The organism is Marinobacter sp. L-46 (genome assembly GCF_056859535.1).
The window spans coordinates 1-15,907 of sequence record NZ_JBSXOP010000016.1 but is presented as its reverse complement, the minus strand read 5'-3'; the positions used below and the strand labels follow the sequence as shown (position 1 = coordinate 15,907).

Annotated in this window: 14 protein-coding genes and 1 rRNA gene; 8 read left to right on the top strand and 7 right to left on the bottom strand. The window is 58.7% G+C overall.

The window, feature by feature from the left end; translation table 11 throughout:
• A 5S ribosomal RNA gene (rrf, locus tag AC13DJ_RS00850) occupies positions 1 to 103 on the top strand; the annotation flags it as partial.
• An 88-nt stretch (positions 104 to 191) separates the two neighbouring features.
• Here rrf and AC13DJ_RS00845 read toward each other — a convergent pair.
• The 7 genes from AC13DJ_RS00845 to AC13DJ_RS00815 all read right to left on the bottom strand — a co-directional run bounded on the left by AC13DJ_RS00845 (position 192) and on the right by AC13DJ_RS00815 (position 10,110).
• On the bottom strand, positions 192 to 944 hold the full coding sequence (locus AC13DJ_RS00845; RefSeq protein ID WP_482933744.1) for a response regulator: 753 nt from the start codon (positions 942 to 944) through the stop codon (positions 192 to 194).
• A gap of 132 nt (positions 945 to 1,076) precedes the next feature.
• Positions 1,077 to 4,592 (bottom strand): PAS domain-containing hybrid sensor histidine kinase/response regulator, encoded by a 3,516-nt coding sequence (locus AC13DJ_RS00840; RefSeq protein WP_482933743.1) that lies wholly within the window; start codon positions 4,590 to 4,592, stop codon positions 1,077 to 1,079.
• A gap of 27 nt (positions 4,593 to 4,619) precedes the next feature.
• The gene (locus AC13DJ_RS00835; protein WP_232902287.1) at positions 4,620 to 5,126 is read right to left on the bottom strand and encodes a hypothetical protein; all 507 of its coding nucleotides are present in this window, start codon (positions 5,124 to 5,126) and stop codon (positions 4,620 to 4,622) included.
• Positions 5,127 to 5,223: 97 nt separating this feature from the next.
• Positions 5,224 to 6,993: a sodium:solute symporter family protein gene (locus AC13DJ_RS00830; protein WP_482936965.1), complete on the bottom strand. Its 1,770-nt coding sequence runs from the start codon at positions 6,991 to 6,993 to the stop codon at positions 5,224 to 5,226.
• Between the two features lie 6 nt (positions 6,994 to 6,999).
• Complete coding sequence (locus AC13DJ_RS00825; RefSeq protein WP_474540542.1) at positions 7,000 to 7,263, bottom strand: DUF4212 domain-containing protein; 264 nt, start codon at positions 7,261 to 7,263, stop codon at positions 7,000 to 7,002.
• 212 nt (positions 7,264 to 7,475) lie between these two features.
• Complete coding sequence (locus AC13DJ_RS00820; RefSeq protein WP_474540543.1) at positions 7,476 to 8,183, bottom strand: 3'-5' exonuclease; 708 nt, start codon at positions 8,181 to 8,183, stop codon at positions 7,476 to 7,478.
• Positions 8,184 to 8,193: 10 nt separating this feature from the next.
• Complete coding sequence (locus AC13DJ_RS00815; protein WP_289102054.1) at positions 8,194 to 10,110, bottom strand: putative nucleotidyltransferase substrate binding domain-containing protein; 1,917 nt, start codon at positions 10,108 to 10,110, stop codon at positions 8,194 to 8,196.
• A 198-nt stretch (positions 10,111 to 10,308) separates the two neighbouring features.
• On the opposite strand from AC13DJ_RS00815, the gene smrA reads away from it, so the two are divergent.
• From smrA to mtnC, 7 genes are read left to right on the top strand one after another with little or no spacing between them, the layout of a single operon-like run.
• Positions 10,309 to 10,890: a DNA endonuclease SmrA gene (smrA, locus tag AC13DJ_RS00810; RefSeq protein ID WP_022990049.1), complete on the top strand. Its 582-nt coding sequence runs from the start codon at positions 10,309 to 10,311 to the stop codon at positions 10,888 to 10,890.
• Between the two features lie 35 nt (positions 10,891 to 10,925).
• Positions 10,926 to 11,126 carry a hypothetical protein gene (locus AC13DJ_RS00805; protein ID WP_232902292.1) on the top strand — a complete coding sequence of 67 codons (201 nt, stop codon included), beginning with the start codon at positions 10,926 to 10,928 and terminating at the stop codon, positions 11,124 to 11,126.
• Between the two features lie 49 nt (positions 11,127 to 11,175).
• On the top strand, positions 11,176 to 11,664 hold the full coding sequence (locus AC13DJ_RS00800; RefSeq protein WP_482933741.1) for a (2Fe-2S)-binding protein: 489 nt from the start codon (positions 11,176 to 11,178) through the stop codon (positions 11,662 to 11,664).
• Position 11,665: 1 nt separating this feature from the next.
• Positions 11,666 to 13,864 (top strand): xanthine dehydrogenase family protein molybdopterin-binding subunit, encoded by a 2,199-nt coding sequence (locus AC13DJ_RS00795; protein ID WP_482933740.1) that lies wholly within the window; start codon positions 11,666 to 11,668, stop codon positions 13,862 to 13,864.
• Between the two features lie 34 nt (positions 13,865 to 13,898).
• Positions 13,899 to 14,525 (top strand): methylthioribulose 1-phosphate dehydratase, encoded by a 627-nt coding sequence (locus AC13DJ_RS00790; RefSeq protein WP_199455893.1) that lies wholly within the window; start codon positions 13,899 to 13,901, stop codon positions 14,523 to 14,525.
• Positions 14,522 to 15,079, top strand: a complete 558-nt coding sequence (locus AC13DJ_RS00785; protein ID WP_474540547.1) for a 1,2-dihydroxy-3-keto-5-methylthiopentene dioxygenase — start codon at positions 14,522 to 14,524, stop codon at positions 15,077 to 15,079. The genes AC13DJ_RS00790 and AC13DJ_RS00785 overlap by 4 nt, the downstream gene beginning before the upstream one ends.
• Positions 15,079 to 15,771 carry an acireductone synthase gene (mtnC, locus tag AC13DJ_RS00780; RefSeq protein ID WP_022990055.1) on the top strand — a complete coding sequence of 231 codons (693 nt, stop codon included), beginning with the start codon at positions 15,079 to 15,081 and terminating at the stop codon, positions 15,769 to 15,771. The genes AC13DJ_RS00785 and mtnC overlap by 1 nt, the downstream gene beginning before the upstream one ends.
• Positions 15,772 to 15,907: the final 136 nt, after the last annotated feature.

The following is a 15,907-nucleotide window of genomic DNA, read 5'->3' as shown; positions in this document are numbered from 1 at the left end:
TAGCGGTCTGGAACCACCTGATCCCATCCCGAACTCAGACGTGAAACAGACCAGCGCCGATGGTAGTGTGGTTCGCCCATGTGAGAGTAGGTCATCGTCAGGCTCTTAATACCAAAACCCCCGACAGCGTTGCTGCCGGGGGTTTTTTCATTTCAGGTCTGGGAAAATAATAGAAGGTCGTCCTGGCCGAGCTATTTACTGATCAGCTCTATCAGACCACCCATAATGCTTTGCATCAGCGCAAAGCGGTCACTGGTTCGTTCTGCGTGGGCCTGAAGTTGCCCTGCTTGCCGGCTGGTTATCCAGGCCAGGGCGATTACCAGCGTTATCACGGCGGCGGACAGCCATCGTGTGTTCTTTCTCAGGCGCCTGCTTTGCTCTGCCTGATGGATGTGCTTTTCTTCCTGCTGCTGTTTGAGTTCCCTGAGTTGCTCTTCCAGCTCTTCGTAAGCCACCTCCAAGGTGGACATTCGTCCGCTGATCTTCCTCTGTGCCTGTTCCGGAGCTTCGGTAACAGGTTGTCCGACGTTCTCCACAGCCAGCCTGAGCGCTTCACTGTGCTCCGGTTCCGGGATGTCTGAGAGAATCAGGTCCAGGGTTCGCATCAGCTGCTCACGGTCCACCTGCTTGCGGATAACCCCGGCGGCACCGAGCGCCCGGGCCTCTTCGATGTATTTTTCGGCGTTCTGGGAGGTGTACATGAATACGGGGATATCACGGGTATCCGGCAGGCTCTTCAGCTTTTCAAGGGCCTGGAAGCCGTTCATGCCTGGCAGCATATGATCGAGGAAGATGACATCAAAGTGATCGGATTGAAGAACCGGAAAGGCCTCTTCGGCTGTGGCCACGGCTTTGCTGGAAATGTCCGCACGCTCGAGCAGGCGCGCAAGAATGATGCGCGCTGTTGAAGAGTCCTCGATGATAAGCGCGTGGCCCCGTGGCATTCCCTGTCCCTCTGTGGTTAACCGTTTATGGTTTCAGAGGAAACTATATAAGCAGATCAGAAAACATACAGTGGACTAACGGGCCTTGGTGTCATATTTGAGACACCCTTTTGATTTTTCCCTTGTACAGTGTCAGCGCTTCTGTTTGAGCTGCTTGTTCACCAGTGCCCGCAATGCCGCCGGCTTAACCGGCTTGTAAAGTACCTGGTAGCCTCGGCTGATCGCATCTTCACGTACCTCCGGCGCCATGTAGCCGGTGATCAGAATGCCCGGGATACCGGCTCCCAGAACTTCTCTGATGCCGTCCATGGCATCGAGCCCGTTACGGTTATCATCGAGCTGGTAATCCGCCAGGATGATGTCCGGTTTATGGCCTTCGAGCTTGTTCAGGGCGCTTTCCAGACTTTCCGCGGCGGTTACCTCGCACTGCCAGTTGCTCAGCAGCGCGACCATTCCCTGAAGGATCGCAGCATCGTTATCGATGCACAGCACCTTCAGGCCGCCCAGACTGGACACCCTTCTGGAGTTGCTGCCTGCCTTGCTGGCACTGGCATGGACCTGCTCTGCCGGAGCCCTGGGCACGGTGACGGCAAAAGTACTGCCTTTGCCCTGGGTTGAGTGCACGGTTACCGGGTGGTCCAGCATGCCACTGATACGGTCGACGATGGCCAGTCCGAGGCCGAGCCCCTTCTTGTCCCGGCCGTGCTGGAAGCGCCTGAATTCCTCGAAGATGTGGGCGAGTTGCTCTTCGGACATCCCGGGGCCGGTATCCCAGACTTCAATACGCAGGAAGCCCTTCATGCGCCGACAGCCCATAAGGATCTTGCCACTTGCGGTATAGCGGATGGCATTGGACAGGAAATTCTGGACTACCCGCCGCAACAGCTTGGCATCTGAGCGTACCCAGGCCGAGCTGGGCACTACGTGGAGTTCCAGTTCCTGATCCTTGGCAATGGCGGAGAACTCGGTAGCCAGGTGCTTCAGGAGGTCGTTCACCGGGAATACCGTAATATCCGGCTCCAGGGCACCGGCATCCAACTTGGAAATATCCAGCAGGGTGCTGATGATCTCTTCTGCCGCCCCGAGTGAGCTGTCAATGTGTTCCACCAGCTGTTTCGGTTCGCCATCGGTGATCTTGCCGGACAGGGCCGAGGTAAACAGCCGGGCAGCGTTCAGTGGCTGTAGGAGGTCATGGCTGGCTGAGGCAAGGAAGCGGGTCTTGCTCTGGTTAGCCTGTTCCGCCACGGACTTGGCCTTGAGCATCTGCTCGTTGATTACCTGCAATTCCTGGGTGCGTTCCCGAACCCGTTGCTCCAGATAGATGTTGGTTTCTTTAAGCGCCTGCTCGGTGCGCCGCATGGCAGTGATGTCCTGGAAGGTGGTCACGTAACCACCGCCGGGTATAGGGCTGCCGTCTACCCTGACCACTGTGCCATCCGGCCGTTGACGTTCGTAGGACATGGGCTTGCCATCGCGCATGGCGCTGCAGCGGTCTTCTATGATCTCGTCGATACGCCGGGCCGACAGGTTGGCGTTGGTCAGGTTGTAACGCATCAGGTCTTCGACAGGCCGGCCTACCCGGACAAACCCTTTCGGGTAATGGAACAATTCCAGGTAGCGGTGGTTCCAGACCACCAGCTGTTGCTGGTGATTCACCACAGACACTCCGAGACTGATGTTCTCGATGGCGGATTGCAGCAATTCCCGGCTGAAGGTCATGGCCTGGGAGGCTTCATCAACGATGCTGACCACGTCTTCGATCTGCATGTCGCGACCGGTCAGGGTGGACTCCAACACGACACGGGCAGTCGAGGCACCGATGACCGAGGCAAGCTGCCGCTCGATATACTTCATCAGGTGCGATGAGGCAGGCCGGTGCGGATACAGGCGAATGGCGTTACGCCGCTCGTAGTTCCGGAAGATGCTTTCCGAGCGTTCCTCACCCATGAAGCGGTCGGTAAGGGCCTGCAGGTCAGAGGTCAGAATTTCACCCTGCCAGCTCTGGTGCTGGGCGCTTTCCGCTTTTGGTTGGGCCTCATGGAAGAACGCGGCAATTTGTATCTTTTCGCGAATACGTTGCCGGGTGACCAGCGACAGCAAGATGTAGGTCCCCGTGTTAACCCCCAGGCTCCACAGAATGCCATGGCTGGTCTGGTCCAGTTCAGAGCCAAACAGGGCGGTCGGACGGGCCCAATGCCAGCCGAAAAGGCCGTTTTCGATGAACCCGGCGGATGTCCAGCCGGTAGCAGCCAGTGCAGGCAGGAGCAGGGTGTAGCACCACATCAGGAAACCGAGGCCAAGGCCCCAGACTGCGCCGGTGTAGTTACCCCGGCGCCACAGAATGCCGCCAACCAGGGCCGGGCCGAACTGGGCAGCAGCGGCAAACGAGAGCAGTCCGAAGGCGGTGAGGCTGTAATCGGCCCCGGCCATCCGGTAGAAACCATAGGCGGTCAGTAACACCACAAAGATCGCGGCCCGGCGTATGGACAAGAGCAGGAAGCTGAGATCTGTCCGGCGGTTCATGCGCGGGCGGAAGAAACGCAACAGCCCGGGCATGATGATCTCGTTGCTGACCATGGTGGCGATGGCCACCGAGCAGACAATCACCATGGCGGCCGCAGCAGAGCCGCCGCCAAGAAACGCCAGTACCGCCAGCCATTGCTCGCCAGCCATGATCGGGAGCTGAAGGATAACGATGTCCGGGTCACTTCCGGCCATGTCTGCGTGCAGCAAGCCGCCGGCGGCGATGGGGATCACAAAGGCGCTGGCAATCACCAGGTAGATGGGCATAGCCCAGCGTGCAACCTCCAAATCCCGGTGGTCCGTGTTTTCAACCACCATCACGTGGAACTGTCGTGGCAGGCAGATAATCGCCAGCATGGCCACCAGGGTTTGGGTGAGGAATGCCGGTGCCTCTATAGCGTCTGTGGTCAGGGTGCCAATCAGGTCCGCCTCGGCGGCCTTCTGAAACAGGTCACCGAAACCGTTGAACAGCCCGTACCCGACGAACAGGCCGACAGCGACAAAGGCGATCAGTTTGATCAGGGATTCAAAGGCCACCGCCTGGATCATGCCCCGGTGGTGCTCCGTAGACTCCAGGTGGCGGGTGCCGAACAGCACGGTGAACACGGCCAGGGCAAGGGTGATGTACCAGGCCGAATCGTTCCAGGCCGCAGTACTGATCTCCTGGTAGGTATCGCCGGTGCTGGACAGTACGTTGAAGCCGAGGGCAATGGCTTTCAGCTGCAGGGCGATGTAAGGCACGCTGCCAATCAGCGCGAAGATTGCCACCATGGCTGCCAGCAGTTGTGATTTGCCATAGCGGGAAGCGATGAAGTCGGCAATCGATGTGCTGTTGTTGCGCTTGCTGATGTAGATGATTCGTCGTAACAGGGGCGCAAAGAACACGAAAACCAGCAGGGGCCCCAGATAGATGGGGAGGAAGCCAAAGCCTTCCTGGGTGGCGCGGCCGACAGCGCCGTAGAAGGTCCAGGAAGTGAAGTAAACCGCCAGGGAAAGACCGTAAACATGGGTTCGCGCCAACCTGTTCCGGTAAAGCCCGGGGTGGCGGTCACCCGCCCAGGCAATCAGGAACAGCAGGGAGATGTAGGAGATCGAAATCAGTACAAGCAGCCAGGCGCTAATCATATTGGGTTGCTATCCGGTCTTGGTTATTCAGGCCCCGCAAACAGTTGTGTACAGGGGATCCTGAAGGTTCAGCAGTTTCATATTGTCGACCCTGGGGCTGCCGTCGGAACCCAGCGGTACCAGCTCGCGGCTCTGGCAGTTAATCAGGTGAACCCGGTGCGAAACCGCATCGGTAACGGTCTGGGAGAAGCGGTAAAGGGTAAACCGGACGATATTGGAATCCGGGGTATCTTTACTGATGCTGGCTACATCCACCGTGGAAAACGCGGTTACGTAGGGGAAAACAAAGGTCCACGGGCGGAAGAAGATCTTTTCCTGTTCGGTGTTTACCACAACGGCCTCTTCCGGCAGCAGTGAGCGCTTGTGGTCATACCAGGTGTATTCGCCGTAGATCAGGTAGCCGAGCATACCGGCGCCGGCAAACACCGGGATAATCCATTTTGGCGCGCGCTTGGCGGTGGCGGCACGAATGCCCAGGGCAATACCGGCAGCACCCAGTCCGCAGAATACAGTGGCAACAAAAGTCCAGAACATAAATCGGTATCCTCAAAAAAGAACGGGCTCCCTCACAGAGGAAGCCCGTTCGGTATCAACCTGTCATTGCAGGCAATGATTCAGGCTGTCTTGCAGTTTAATGGTCTTGTGCAGATCCGGCACCGCGCGGGTAACGGACGCTTTCAACCAGTTCCTGGATCTCAACGGGCGGTTCAGCAGTCACTTTGGATACTGCGAAGGCTACCGCAAAGTTGACCACAGCACCAACTGCACCGATGGACAGCGGGGAGATACCCAGTACCCAGTTTTCAGGCGTGTCTGCCAGGTTGTTGGTGCCCGGGATGAAGAACCAGCCTTTGTAGATGAAGATATACGCCAGGGTGAAGATCAGACCGGACAGCATACCCAGGGTTGCGCCCACGTTGTTCACACGCTTGGAGAAGATACCCATCATCAGCGCCGGGAACAGGGAGGCTGCCGCGATACCGAATGCCAGCGCTACCACCTGGGCTGCGAAGCCCGGAGGGTTGGCGCCCAGCCAGGTAGCAACCACAATGGCAACCGCCATGGAAATACGGGCCGCCATCAGTTCGCCTTTCTCACTGATGTTCGGGTTGAGTCGGCCTTTGATCAGGTCGTGACTCACCGCCGAGGAGATTGCCAGCAACAAGCCCGCTGCAGTCGACAGGGCTGCTGCCAGACCACCTGCGGCGATCAGGCCGATTACCCAGCCCGGCAGGTTGGCAATTTCGGGGTTGGCCAGTACCAGGATATCGTTGTTAACAACCATTTCGTTGCCTTCCCAGCCACGCTCGGAAGCGGTAGCGGCGAAGTCAGCGTTCTTGTCGTTATACAGCTGGATACGGCCGTCGTTGTTCTTGTCCTCGTAGGTGATCAGACCGGTCTCTTCCCAGGTGGCAATCCAGCCCGGACGCTGATCGTATTCGATCGGCTGGGCAGCAGTGCCTTCCGGATAGATGGTGGTCATCAGGTTCAGACGAGCCATGGACGCGACAGCCGGCGCAGTCAGGTACAGCAGGGCGATGAAGACCAGGGCCCAGCCGCCGGACCAGCGCGCGTCAGCAACCTTGGGAACCGTGAAGAAGCGGATGATTACGTGGGGCAGACCCGCAGTACCGATCATCAGGGACAGGGTAAACAGAACCATGTTCAGTTTGTTGTCCACATCTGCGGTGTACTCGCGGAAGCCAAGGTCGGTAACAACCTGGTTCAGCTTGGCCAGCAGCGGCATGCCGGATTCGGTGTGGGTAGAGAACATGCCCAGGCCCGGAATCGGGTTGCCGGTCAGTTGCAGGGAGATGAACACCGCCGGAATGGTGTAGGCAACGATCAGAACGCAGTACTGGGCTACCTGGGTGTAGGTGATGCCTTTCATACCGCCGAGTACCGCGTAGATGAATACAACCACGGCTGCGATGATCAGGCCGTTGGTCGCTTCAACTTCGAGGAAGCGGGAGAACGCAACACCGGCGCCAGCCATCTGGCCGATAACGTAGGTGACAGATGCTACGATCAGGCAGATAACCGCGACCAGACGGGCGTTGGGGCTGTAGTAACGGTCACCGATGAACTCGGGTACCGTGAACTTGCCGAACTTCCGCAGGTACGGGGCCAGCAGCATGGCCAGCAGCACGTAACCGCCGGTCCAGCCCATCAGGAAGGTGGAGTTGGCGTAACCGCCGGCGGCAATCAGGCCCGCCATGGAGATGAAGGATGCCGCAGACATCCAGTCGGCACCGATAGCCATACCGTTGGTTACCGGGTGAACACCGCCACCGGCAACGTAGAAGTCGCTGGTGCTACCGGCCTTCGCCCAGATGGCGATGCCGATATAGAGGAGGAACGAGGCCCCTACAAACAATAGGTTAATTGCAAATTGGCTCATTAGTTCTTACTCCTCGTGTACGCCGAATTGTTCGTCGATTTTGTTCATGCGCCAGGCGTAGAAGAAAATCAGAACAATGAAGGTAAGAATCGAGCCTTGCTGGGCAAACCAGAAACCGAGGTCGGTCCCGCCGACTTCAATGTCGGCCAGCATGGGGCGTAGCAGGATGGCAAAACCATAGGAGCACAGGCCCCATATGATCAGACTGCCAAAGATAAGGCGTAGGTTCGCCTTCCAGTAGTTCTCAGCGTCGTAGCTATGACCTGACATACAAAATCACTCCTGTATTGTTGTTGTAGAGCTTTGCTGGGTTTTTGCTGGGGTGGTGCGGAAAGAGAATTTATTATTCATGTAATACTTCTCCGACTTGTTGTCATCTCCGACTTTACCGGTCAATGCGTTTGAGGATATTGGCAAATAGTCTAAGTCTCAGTAACTTGCCTTGCATTTGATCAAGGACATCAACGATAAGCCGAGCTAAATCAAAGTCGGTGCATCTGCTGTAAACGGCGTTGATAATGCAGTTTATCGACCAGTTCTTTCAGGGTTTTTACGTCTTTCTTCTGAGCCATATTGAGCGCTGCAAGGGTCAATTCGGCCGTTACCATCGCATCTGCCGCAGCGTGATGCCGTTCACTAATTTGAAGATTGAAGTAGTCGGCCCAGTTATCCAGCCCGCGCCCCTTGGTCTCGGCGTGGGGGAAAAACGCCGGTAACAGCTCCGCCACATCCATCCACAGGTGCTGAGAGGTGTAGCCCAGTTGGGCTTTCAGGGTCTTCTCTAGGAATTTCTGGTCGAACGTTGAGTGGTAGGCCAGGATGGGATCGCCGTTCATCCACTCCAGCAGGTGCAGCAGGGCATCTTCGGTCTCATGGCCCTGGGTCAGGGCTTCTGGCCCGATGCCGTGAATCAGCACGGTTTCGCTGATATCCAGCTCCGGACGGCGCAGAATCAGGTCAAACTGGTCATTCAGGTGGATGACGCTGCTTTCGATGGCCACCGCGCCAATGGCGATGACTTCGTCTTTCGAGAAATTGAGCCCGGTGGTTTCCAGGTCCAGCACGACCAGCCGGGAACGGGTCAGCAGCTGGTCGCTGGCTGTTTTCGGGGCCGGCAGGCTGTCGGTGTCGTGGTCACCGGTAACGCCGCCCCGACGCTGGGCCAGCCATTGTTTGATCTGTTCGAGCATGGTTGCCGGCCTATAGTTGGTAGGTGATTTCCAGTTTTTGCTGCAGCCGCTGGGCCTGGCGGAAAGATTCCCGCAGTATCCGTCTGTCCAGCGGGTTCAGGTCATCCGGATCTATGTAGTTGGTCAGCTCTTCACCTTTATCGAGCATTTCCTGGTGGGCGCGCATGCGGATGGCCTGAATCAGGCTGTAGGCTTCTTTCCAGGCATTGGCATCCTTGGCGTCGAACACATCTTTGCGGGCCAGTGCATCAATCCGTTCCAGTGTGTTGGCGGTTTCAACGCCGTGGGCCAGGGCGAAGACCCTGACGGATTCCACAAACGGCGCCAGCCCCTGGCGTTTCAGGTCCAGGGAGTGCTTTTTCTCGTCGTTCAGGTAACGGAAGTTGCGGAACATGGTCAGCGGCGGTTTGCGCTGCAAGGCGTTGCCGGCCAGCATTTTCTGGAACAGGGCGTTCTTGCGGATGCGGGCCAGTACGTTTTCCAGTAAACGGTGCAGCGGTTCCGACGGGCCGAAGACGGCGCGCATATCCAGGAAAATCGACGAATAGACCAGGTTCTGCGGGGTCGATGCATCGATAAAGCGTATAAACCAGTCGTCCCATTCGCCGATGCTCAGGCACAGTTTCGGGTTGCTGGCCATGATGTTGCCCTTGCACAGGGTGAAGCCGCACTCAGCCAGCTCATCATTGACCTTGCGGGCGAAGGGCAGCAGCTTTTCACGAACCTGTTCCGGGGTCATGCCTTTCGGAGTCTCGAACAGGATGCCGTTGTCCTGGTCGGTCAGCAGGGTCTGCTCCTGCCGGCCTTCGCTGCCGAAGGTGAGCCAGGTGAACGGAATGCCCGGATCGTTCTTCTTCAGGTTCAGTTCCAGTACCCTTCGCACGGTGACATCATTCAGGGTGGTGATGATCTTGACCACCTGGCCGGAGTCCGCGCCATGGGCCAGCATGGCATCCACCAGCCTGGAAACGTCGGTGCGCAGGGCCACCAAGGTGCGGAGGTGGGTAGCGGTGCCGATGGTGCGGGCCAGGTTGACCAGGTCTACCCGCTGGAGGGAGAACAGGTCCCGCTCGGAGACCACACCGATGAGTCGCTGTTCTTCGTCCACCACGCACAAATGGGCAAAGTGATGTTCCGCCATCAGCATGGCTGCCTCGAAGGCATCGGCGGTTGACGGCAGGCAGCAGGGATTCGACGTCATTACCTGGCTGATGGGTGTGTCCAGTGGCCCCTTTTCTTCGGCAACCATGGTGCGCAGGTCGCGCAGGGTAAAGATGCCGGTGGGGTGGCGGCCGTCATCGGTAATGATGATGCTGCCCACGTTGTTTTCGTGCATCCGGGCCACGGCTTTGCGCACCGGCAGGTCCGGGGAGCAGACGATTGGATTGCGCAAGGCATAGCGTTCCAGCGGGGTGTCCAGGCTGTTACTGGAGCCGATGGAGGCCATGGCCTTGGATTGCAGGCGCTGGTTGACCTGCTCCAGCAGGCTGCTGACCCCGCGCAGGCAGAAATCCCGGAACGGCTCGCTTTCAGAAATCAGGGTTACGAAATCTTTCTTCTCGATGCTAAGGCAGAAGGTGTCCCCGGCCGCCCGGTGCAGGGTGCGGGTCGGCCGCTCGCCCACCAGCGCTGCCAGGGGGAAGCATTCGCCCTGGCTGATTTCGAAAGTGGTTTCGGTTCGCTCTTCGGTTTTGTGCTGGCGCTCGCCCCGGATCCGGCCTTGCTTGACCACGTAGAATCGCTTGGCCTGCCCGTCTTCCGGCGACAGCACCACATCACCGTCCGCGTAGAAGCTGAGGGTGGCATGTTCGGCAAAGTGCGCCAGGTGGGTGTCGTCCATGCTTGAAAAGGGTGCATGTTCCCGCAGGAACGACATAATCGCGCGGGTATTCTGGGGGCGGGTGGTGTCCTGGTTTGCTGCGGCCATAGCGGAGTTCGTCCTGGTCCTGGTGGCGCGGCGGGTTACCGGCGCTCATTCGTTATTGTTGTCCTTCTGCAGTGTAGTGCAGCAGGTCGTTGTTGTACCTTACGATTTTCGTCGCAAACCTTGTCGGTTGTCTGCTTTATGGTAGCCCCGGGCAGTGGTAGAGTTCTGATACTTGTCAATCCGGAAGCAGTTAGTGTCATGACCAGTAAAGACGAACGCCTGGCCTTCCTCGAAGAGATGAAGGATGTCCGGCGGATCCGTAAACCCAACAAAGCGGAAGTGGCGGTTCCACGGGAACTGACGCCTGGCCACCTGGCACGCCAGCAGGCTGCGGTAGAGACCCCGGTGCGCGACCTGAACCCGCTGACCTCAGACATGGTGGAGCCGTTGACGGCCCACGATGTACTGAGCTGGATGCGTCCGGGCATTCAGCATGGGGTGTTCCGCAAGTTGCGGCTGGGCCAGTATCCCATTGAAGCCCGGCTGGACCTGCACCGGATGACCGTAGAAGAGGCCCGGCGGGAAGTGTTCGCCTTTATTAACGATTGCGTGCGCTACGGCCTGCGTTCGGTGATTATCCTGCATGGCAAAGGGGAGCGTAATCCGGACGGGATCGCCCAGCTGAAGAGTTACCTGGCCAAGTGGCTGCCGGAGCTGGATAGCGTGTTGGCGTTCCATTCGGCCCAGAAGCACCACGGTGGCACCGGTGCCGTCTACGTGATGGTGCGCAAAAGCGAGCGGGACAAACAGCATAACCGGGAAGTACACGGCAGCCGCTAGGGTGCCTGAACAGTGTGACAAACGAGGAAAGTAATATGACCAAGCGTTCTGTAGCAGTGTTGATGTTAGCAAGCCTTTTTGCCCTGACCGGCTGTAAAGACCGGGTGATCTGGAACGACAACGGCAAGGTGGATGAGGCAACCCAGAACCGGGAAGTCTGGAACACCAATGGCCAGGTCGATTCCGGCGAGCGCAAGATCTGGGTGAATAAAGACGGTAAGGAAGTGGTGAAGTAAGCCCGCGGGCTTGCTTCAAACCACGACACAAAAACTAGAGGAACGGCTCATGGCGTTCAGCCTGACAGTGAATGGAAACCGGCACACGGTGGATGTAGATTCGGATACGCCCCTTTTGTGGGTCATACGGGATGAACTGGGACTGAAAGGCACCAAGTTTGGTTGTGGTGCCGGCCTGTGTGGCGCCTGCACTGTGCACGTGAATGGCCAGCCGGCCCGTTCCTGCTCCACCGCCATTGAGCTGGTGGATGGTGCCGAGATTACCACCATCGAAGGGCTGTCAGAGGGCGGCAATCTGCATCCCCTGCAGCAGGCCTGGATCAGCGAGGGCGTTCCCCAGTGCGGCTATTGCCAGTCTGGCCAGATTATGACCGCTGCCCACCTGCTGGCTAATAATCCCTCACCCTCCCGGGATGACATCGTGGCCGCCATGACCGGCAACCTGTGCCGCTGCGGCACCTACGCCCGCATTGTGGCCGCGGTGGAATCGGTGGCCGGCGGTGTTGGCCATTATCAGCCCGAGCAGGAGGGCGCCTGATATGACCATGAACCGCCGTGATTTTATGAAAGTCAGCACCGGTGCCTCCGGCAGTCTGGTACTGGCCCTGTCGCTCCCGGGCTGTGCCTCGGTACAAACCGGCTTCGAGCCGGAAACCGATGAATGGACGCCGGATGTCTGGCTGGAGCTCAACAAGCAGGACGAAATTACCTTCACCCTGGCCCGGGTTGAAATGGGGCAGGGCACATATACCGGCCTGACGACCCTGATTGCGGAAGAACTGGATGTGGATCCGGCCCGGATTCAGGTGAAGTTCGCGCCGGTAGCGCCGGAATACCGTAACCCGTTTATCGGCCTGCAATTGACCGGTGGCAGTACCAGCGTAGCGAGCAGCTGGCAGCCCCTGCGGGAGGCGGGAGCGTCTGCCAGGTTGATGCTGGTTATGGCCGCCTCCCGGGTTTGGGGCGTGGATGCCGATAACTGCCGTACCGACAACGGCCGGGTGCTTCATCCCAACGGGGTGGATTCCCTGCGTTATGGTCAGCTGGTTGAGCTGGCGGACAAAGAAGTGATTCGGGGCGATGTGCCGCTCAAACCCCGTTCGGAATGGAAATACATCGGCAAGCAGGCCGGCAAACTGGACGCCCGGGCCAAGGCCACGGGCACCGCGGTTTACGGCATTGATGTCGAGCTGCCGGGCATGGTGTACGCGGTGATGACCCGCAGCCCTCGCTACGGAGGCCGTGCCCAATCGTTTAACCGCGATGAGATTCTGGCCATGGCTGGTGTGCAGGCGGCGTTTATCACCGAACGCGGTGTCGCCGTGGTGGCAGGCAGTTACTGGAAGGCCCGTAAAGCGCAGCAGGCTGTGCGCGTGGAGTGGGATTTCTCCGAGGCCCTGGATACCACGGTTGATGATGTGTTCGAGGGCTATCGTAAAGCCGCCAGTGAAGACCCCGGCGAGCAGGAACGCTCTGAAGGCGATGTGGAAGAGGCAATCAGCAAAGCCGGGCGCGTGGTGGAAGCCGAGTACGAACAGCCATACCTGGCCCATGCGCCGATGGAACCCATGAATGCCACCGCCTGGTACCACGATGGCGGCATGGAGATCTGGGCGCCAACGCAGGCACCGGATCTCGGGCGCATTGCGGCCTGCCGGAATTCAGACCTTTCACCGGATGACGTGACTGTGCACACCACCTTCCTGGGTGGCGGATTCGGTCGCCGGCTGACCCAGGATTACATCGAGGAAGCCGCTGCGGTTGCCTATGAGCTGAAGGTGCCGGTCAAACTGATCTGGTCCCGGGAAGAAGACATGCGCCACGGTTTTTGGCGCCCGGCCATGCTGCACCGGATGACGGCCAGCCTGGACGGTTCTGACCTCACTGGCTGGGACCACCAGATTGTCGGCCCGCAGATTCTGGACTGGTACGTGCGCAATGCTGCGCCGGCCCAGTATCCCTGGGCACCAAAATTTCTCTACAACACCCTCGGTAAAGTGGGTTTGATGGTTGAGGGCCTGGCCACACCAAAAGATGTATCTGCCATAGAAGGTGCTATCGGCTATCCCTATCAGGTACCGAATGTCAGCGTACGACACACCCATACCGACCCCGGTGTGCCTATTACCTGGTGGCGATCAGTCGGCTACTCCCACAATGGGTTTGCCGTTGAAACCTTTATGGACGAACTGGCCCACGAGGCTGGGCAGGATCCCCTGGAATTCCGCCGAAAACTGCTGGCCAAAGAGCCGCGCCACGCCAGGGTTCTGGAACGGGCGGCGGATCGGGCGCAGTGGGGCGAGCCGCTCCCGGAAGGCAGGGCGCGCGGTATAGCGCTATTCCAGAGTTTTGGCACCTACGTAGCCCAGGTGGTGGAAGCTGGTATCGAGAACGGCGAGATCCGTGTTTACAAGGTAACCGCCAGTGTGGATTGTGGCCAGGTGGTTAACCCGCGCATCGTGGAAGACCAGATTTCCGGCGGTATCCTGTTTGGCCTGACGGCGGCGTTGTTTGGCGAAATCACCTTTAACAGGGGTGAAGTCCAGCAGAGCAACTTCCACGATTATCGGCTGCTGCAGATGCACCAGGTGCCTGAGGTTGTGGTGGATATTGTCGACAGCGATGAAGCCCCCACCGGCGTGGGCGAGCCGGGTGTGCCGCCGGTTATTCCTGCTCTGGGCAATGCGCTGTTTGCACTGACCGGTAAGCGCCAGCGCCGGTTACCGCTGACCGCATGATCAAGCGGTTTGGTGTAATAGACGGAGAATGCCAGTGTTTGATGTGACCCGATACGCTATTGCCGCCCAGTCCATCGTGGATGCCGGGCGCTTCCTGTATGACAGGGGCTGGTCGCCGGCCACCAGCAGCAACTATTCTGCCCGCATCGACAGCGATCACATTGCCATTACCGTGTCCGGGCGCCACAAAGGTCAACTCGCTGCCGGTGATGTCATGGTGGTAGACCTGAACGGCAACCCGGTCCAGAGTAACTGCAAGTCCTCGGCAGAAACCCTGCTGCACACGGTGTTGTATCAGGTGTTTCCGGATGCGGGTGCAGTGCTGCACACCCACTCGGTGAAGGCCACCGTGCTCAGCCGCCTGATCTGGCCGGGCAAATCGCTGGAGCTGGAAGGCTATGAACTGCAAAAAGCCTTTGCCGGTGTAAACAGCCATGAGGGCCGGCTATCGATACCGGTGTTCGACAACACCCAGGACATCCCGGCCCTGGCGGAACAGACCGCCGAATGGTTTCGGGCCCATCCGGAACAGCCCGGATACCTGATTCGTGGCCATGGCCTGTATACCTGGGGCGCCACCATGGCGGACTGTCTGCGTCATGTGGAAGCCTTTGAATTTCTCTTTGAATGTGAACTTGAAACCATGAGGGTCCGCCCATGACCACCCTGAGCATCTTCCACCAGAACCAGCCGCGAACCGCCCACACCGTGACCACCGACCCGCAGGTGATTCGGAACACGCTGGCCAGTCAGGGTGTGCGCTTTGAGCAATGGCCAACCCGGGAGCTGCCGGCTTCGGCCACCCAGGAACAGATTCTGGAAGCCTACGCAGACGAGGTAGAGCGACTGAAGCAGGAATGCGGATTCCAGACCGCCGACGTAGTCAGCCTGACCGCGAACCATCCGGACAAGGATGCCTTCCGCCAGAAGTTCCTCGACGAACACACCCACAGCGAAGACGAAGTGCGGTTCTTCGTGCGGGGGCAGGGGCTGTTCTACCTGCATTTTGGTGATCAGGTGTATGCCCTGATGTGCGAAAAGAATGACCTGATCAGCGTTCCGGATGGCACCCGCCACTGGTTTGATATGGGCCCGGAGCCGGAATTTACCTGTATTCGCCTGTTCACGAATCCGGAAGGCTGGGTGGCCAGCTTCACCGGTGAGGAGATTGCCTCCACCCTGCCCAGATACGAAGCCCTGGCGGGGGTGGCCTGATGATCCGGGTGATTCTGACCGACATCGAAGGCACCACCAGCTCTATCTCCTTTGTACACGAAGTGCTGTTCCCCTACGCCAGTGAACACCTGCCGGCGTTTGTGCGGGCCCATCACCACACCACGCCGGCGGTTGCAGAGCAGCTGGCGATTGTGGCGCAGAAAAGCGGTGTCGACAGCAAGGACGTGGAAGCTCTCATCGAAGTACTCCAAGGCTGGATCAGCGAGGACCGTAAGGAAGGTTCCCTCAAGGCCTTGCAGGGCATGGTCTGGGAGCAGGGATATCACAGCGGCGAGTTGAAGGGCGACATCTACCCGGATGCGGCGGATTACCTGCAGCGCTGGCATGATCGGGGCCTGAGGCTGTTCGTATATTCCTCTGGCTCGGTGAAGGCCCAGAAGCTGATTTTTGGTCACAGCAGTGAAGGCGACTTTACACCGTTTTTCTCTGGGTATTTTGATACCGGCGTAGGTGGTAAGAAAGAAGCGCAGTCGTACCGTAACATCCTGGACGAGCTGGGTGTCGAGCCGGGTTCTGTGCTGTTTCTCTCGGACGTTGAAGCCGAGCTTGAAGCGGCCGAGCAGGCGGGTATGAAAACCGCCTGGCTGGTACGTGAGGGTGAATTGCCGGACACCGGTCGCTTCGTGGCCCGGGACTTTGCGGAGGTAGACGCGCTGCTGCGTAAACGCTAGCCCGGATTTCTCATAGTGCTCCAACAACCTTCGCAGACCAAGCCTGGTAGTGCCAGATCCGAGTGGTCATGGTCGAAGTTGGCGATTATTTAGCCAGTTTCCGGCATTCAGGCACAACTCCCCCTTTCCCCCATTG

Coding starts and splice junctions, on each gene's coding strand:
- AC13DJ_RS00820 (WP_474540543.1), bottom strand. CDS start 8,183: ATGCTCGAACAGATCAAACAATGGCTGGCCCAGCGTCGGGGCGGCGTT.
- AC13DJ_RS00800 (WP_482933741.1), top strand. CDS start 11,176: ATGGCGTTCAGCCTGACAGTGAATGGAAACCGGCACACGGTGGATGTA.
- smrA (WP_022990049.1), top strand. CDS start 10,309: ATGACCAGTAAAGACGAACGCCTGGCCTTCCTCGAAGAGATGAAGGAT.
- AC13DJ_RS00785 (WP_474540547.1), top strand. CDS start 14,522: ATGACCACCCTGAGCATCTTCCACCAGAACCAGCCGCGAACCGCCCAC.
- mtnC (WP_022990055.1), top strand. CDS start 15,079: ATGATCCGGGTGATTCTGACCGACATCGAAGGCACCACCAGCTCTATC.
- AC13DJ_RS00815 (WP_289102054.1), bottom strand. CDS start 10,110: ATGGCCGCAGCAAACCAGGACACCACCCGCCCCCAGAATACCCGCGCG.
- AC13DJ_RS00845 (WP_482933744.1), bottom strand. CDS start 944: ATGCCACGGGGCCACGCGCTTATCATCGAGGACTCTTCAACAGCGCGC.
- AC13DJ_RS00825 (WP_474540542.1), bottom strand. CDS start 7,263: ATGTCAGGTCATAGCTACGACGCTGAGAACTACTGGAAGGCGAACCTA.
- AC13DJ_RS00830 (WP_482936965.1), bottom strand. CDS start 6,993: ATGAGCCAATTTGCAATTAACCTATTGTTTGTAGGGGCCTCGTTCCTC.
- AC13DJ_RS00840 (WP_482933743.1), bottom strand. CDS start 4,592: ATGATTAGCGCCTGGCTGCTTGTACTGATTTCGATCTCCTACATCTCC.
- AC13DJ_RS00795 (WP_482933740.1), top strand. CDS start 11,666: ATGACCATGAACCGCCGTGATTTTATGAAAGTCAGCACCGGTGCCTCC.
- AC13DJ_RS00835 (WP_232902287.1), bottom strand. CDS start 5,126: ATGTTCTGGACTTTTGTTGCCACTGTATTCTGCGGACTGGGTGCTGCC.
- AC13DJ_RS00805 (WP_232902292.1), top strand. CDS start 10,926: ATGACCAAGCGTTCTGTAGCAGTGTTGATGTTAGCAAGCCTTTTTGCC.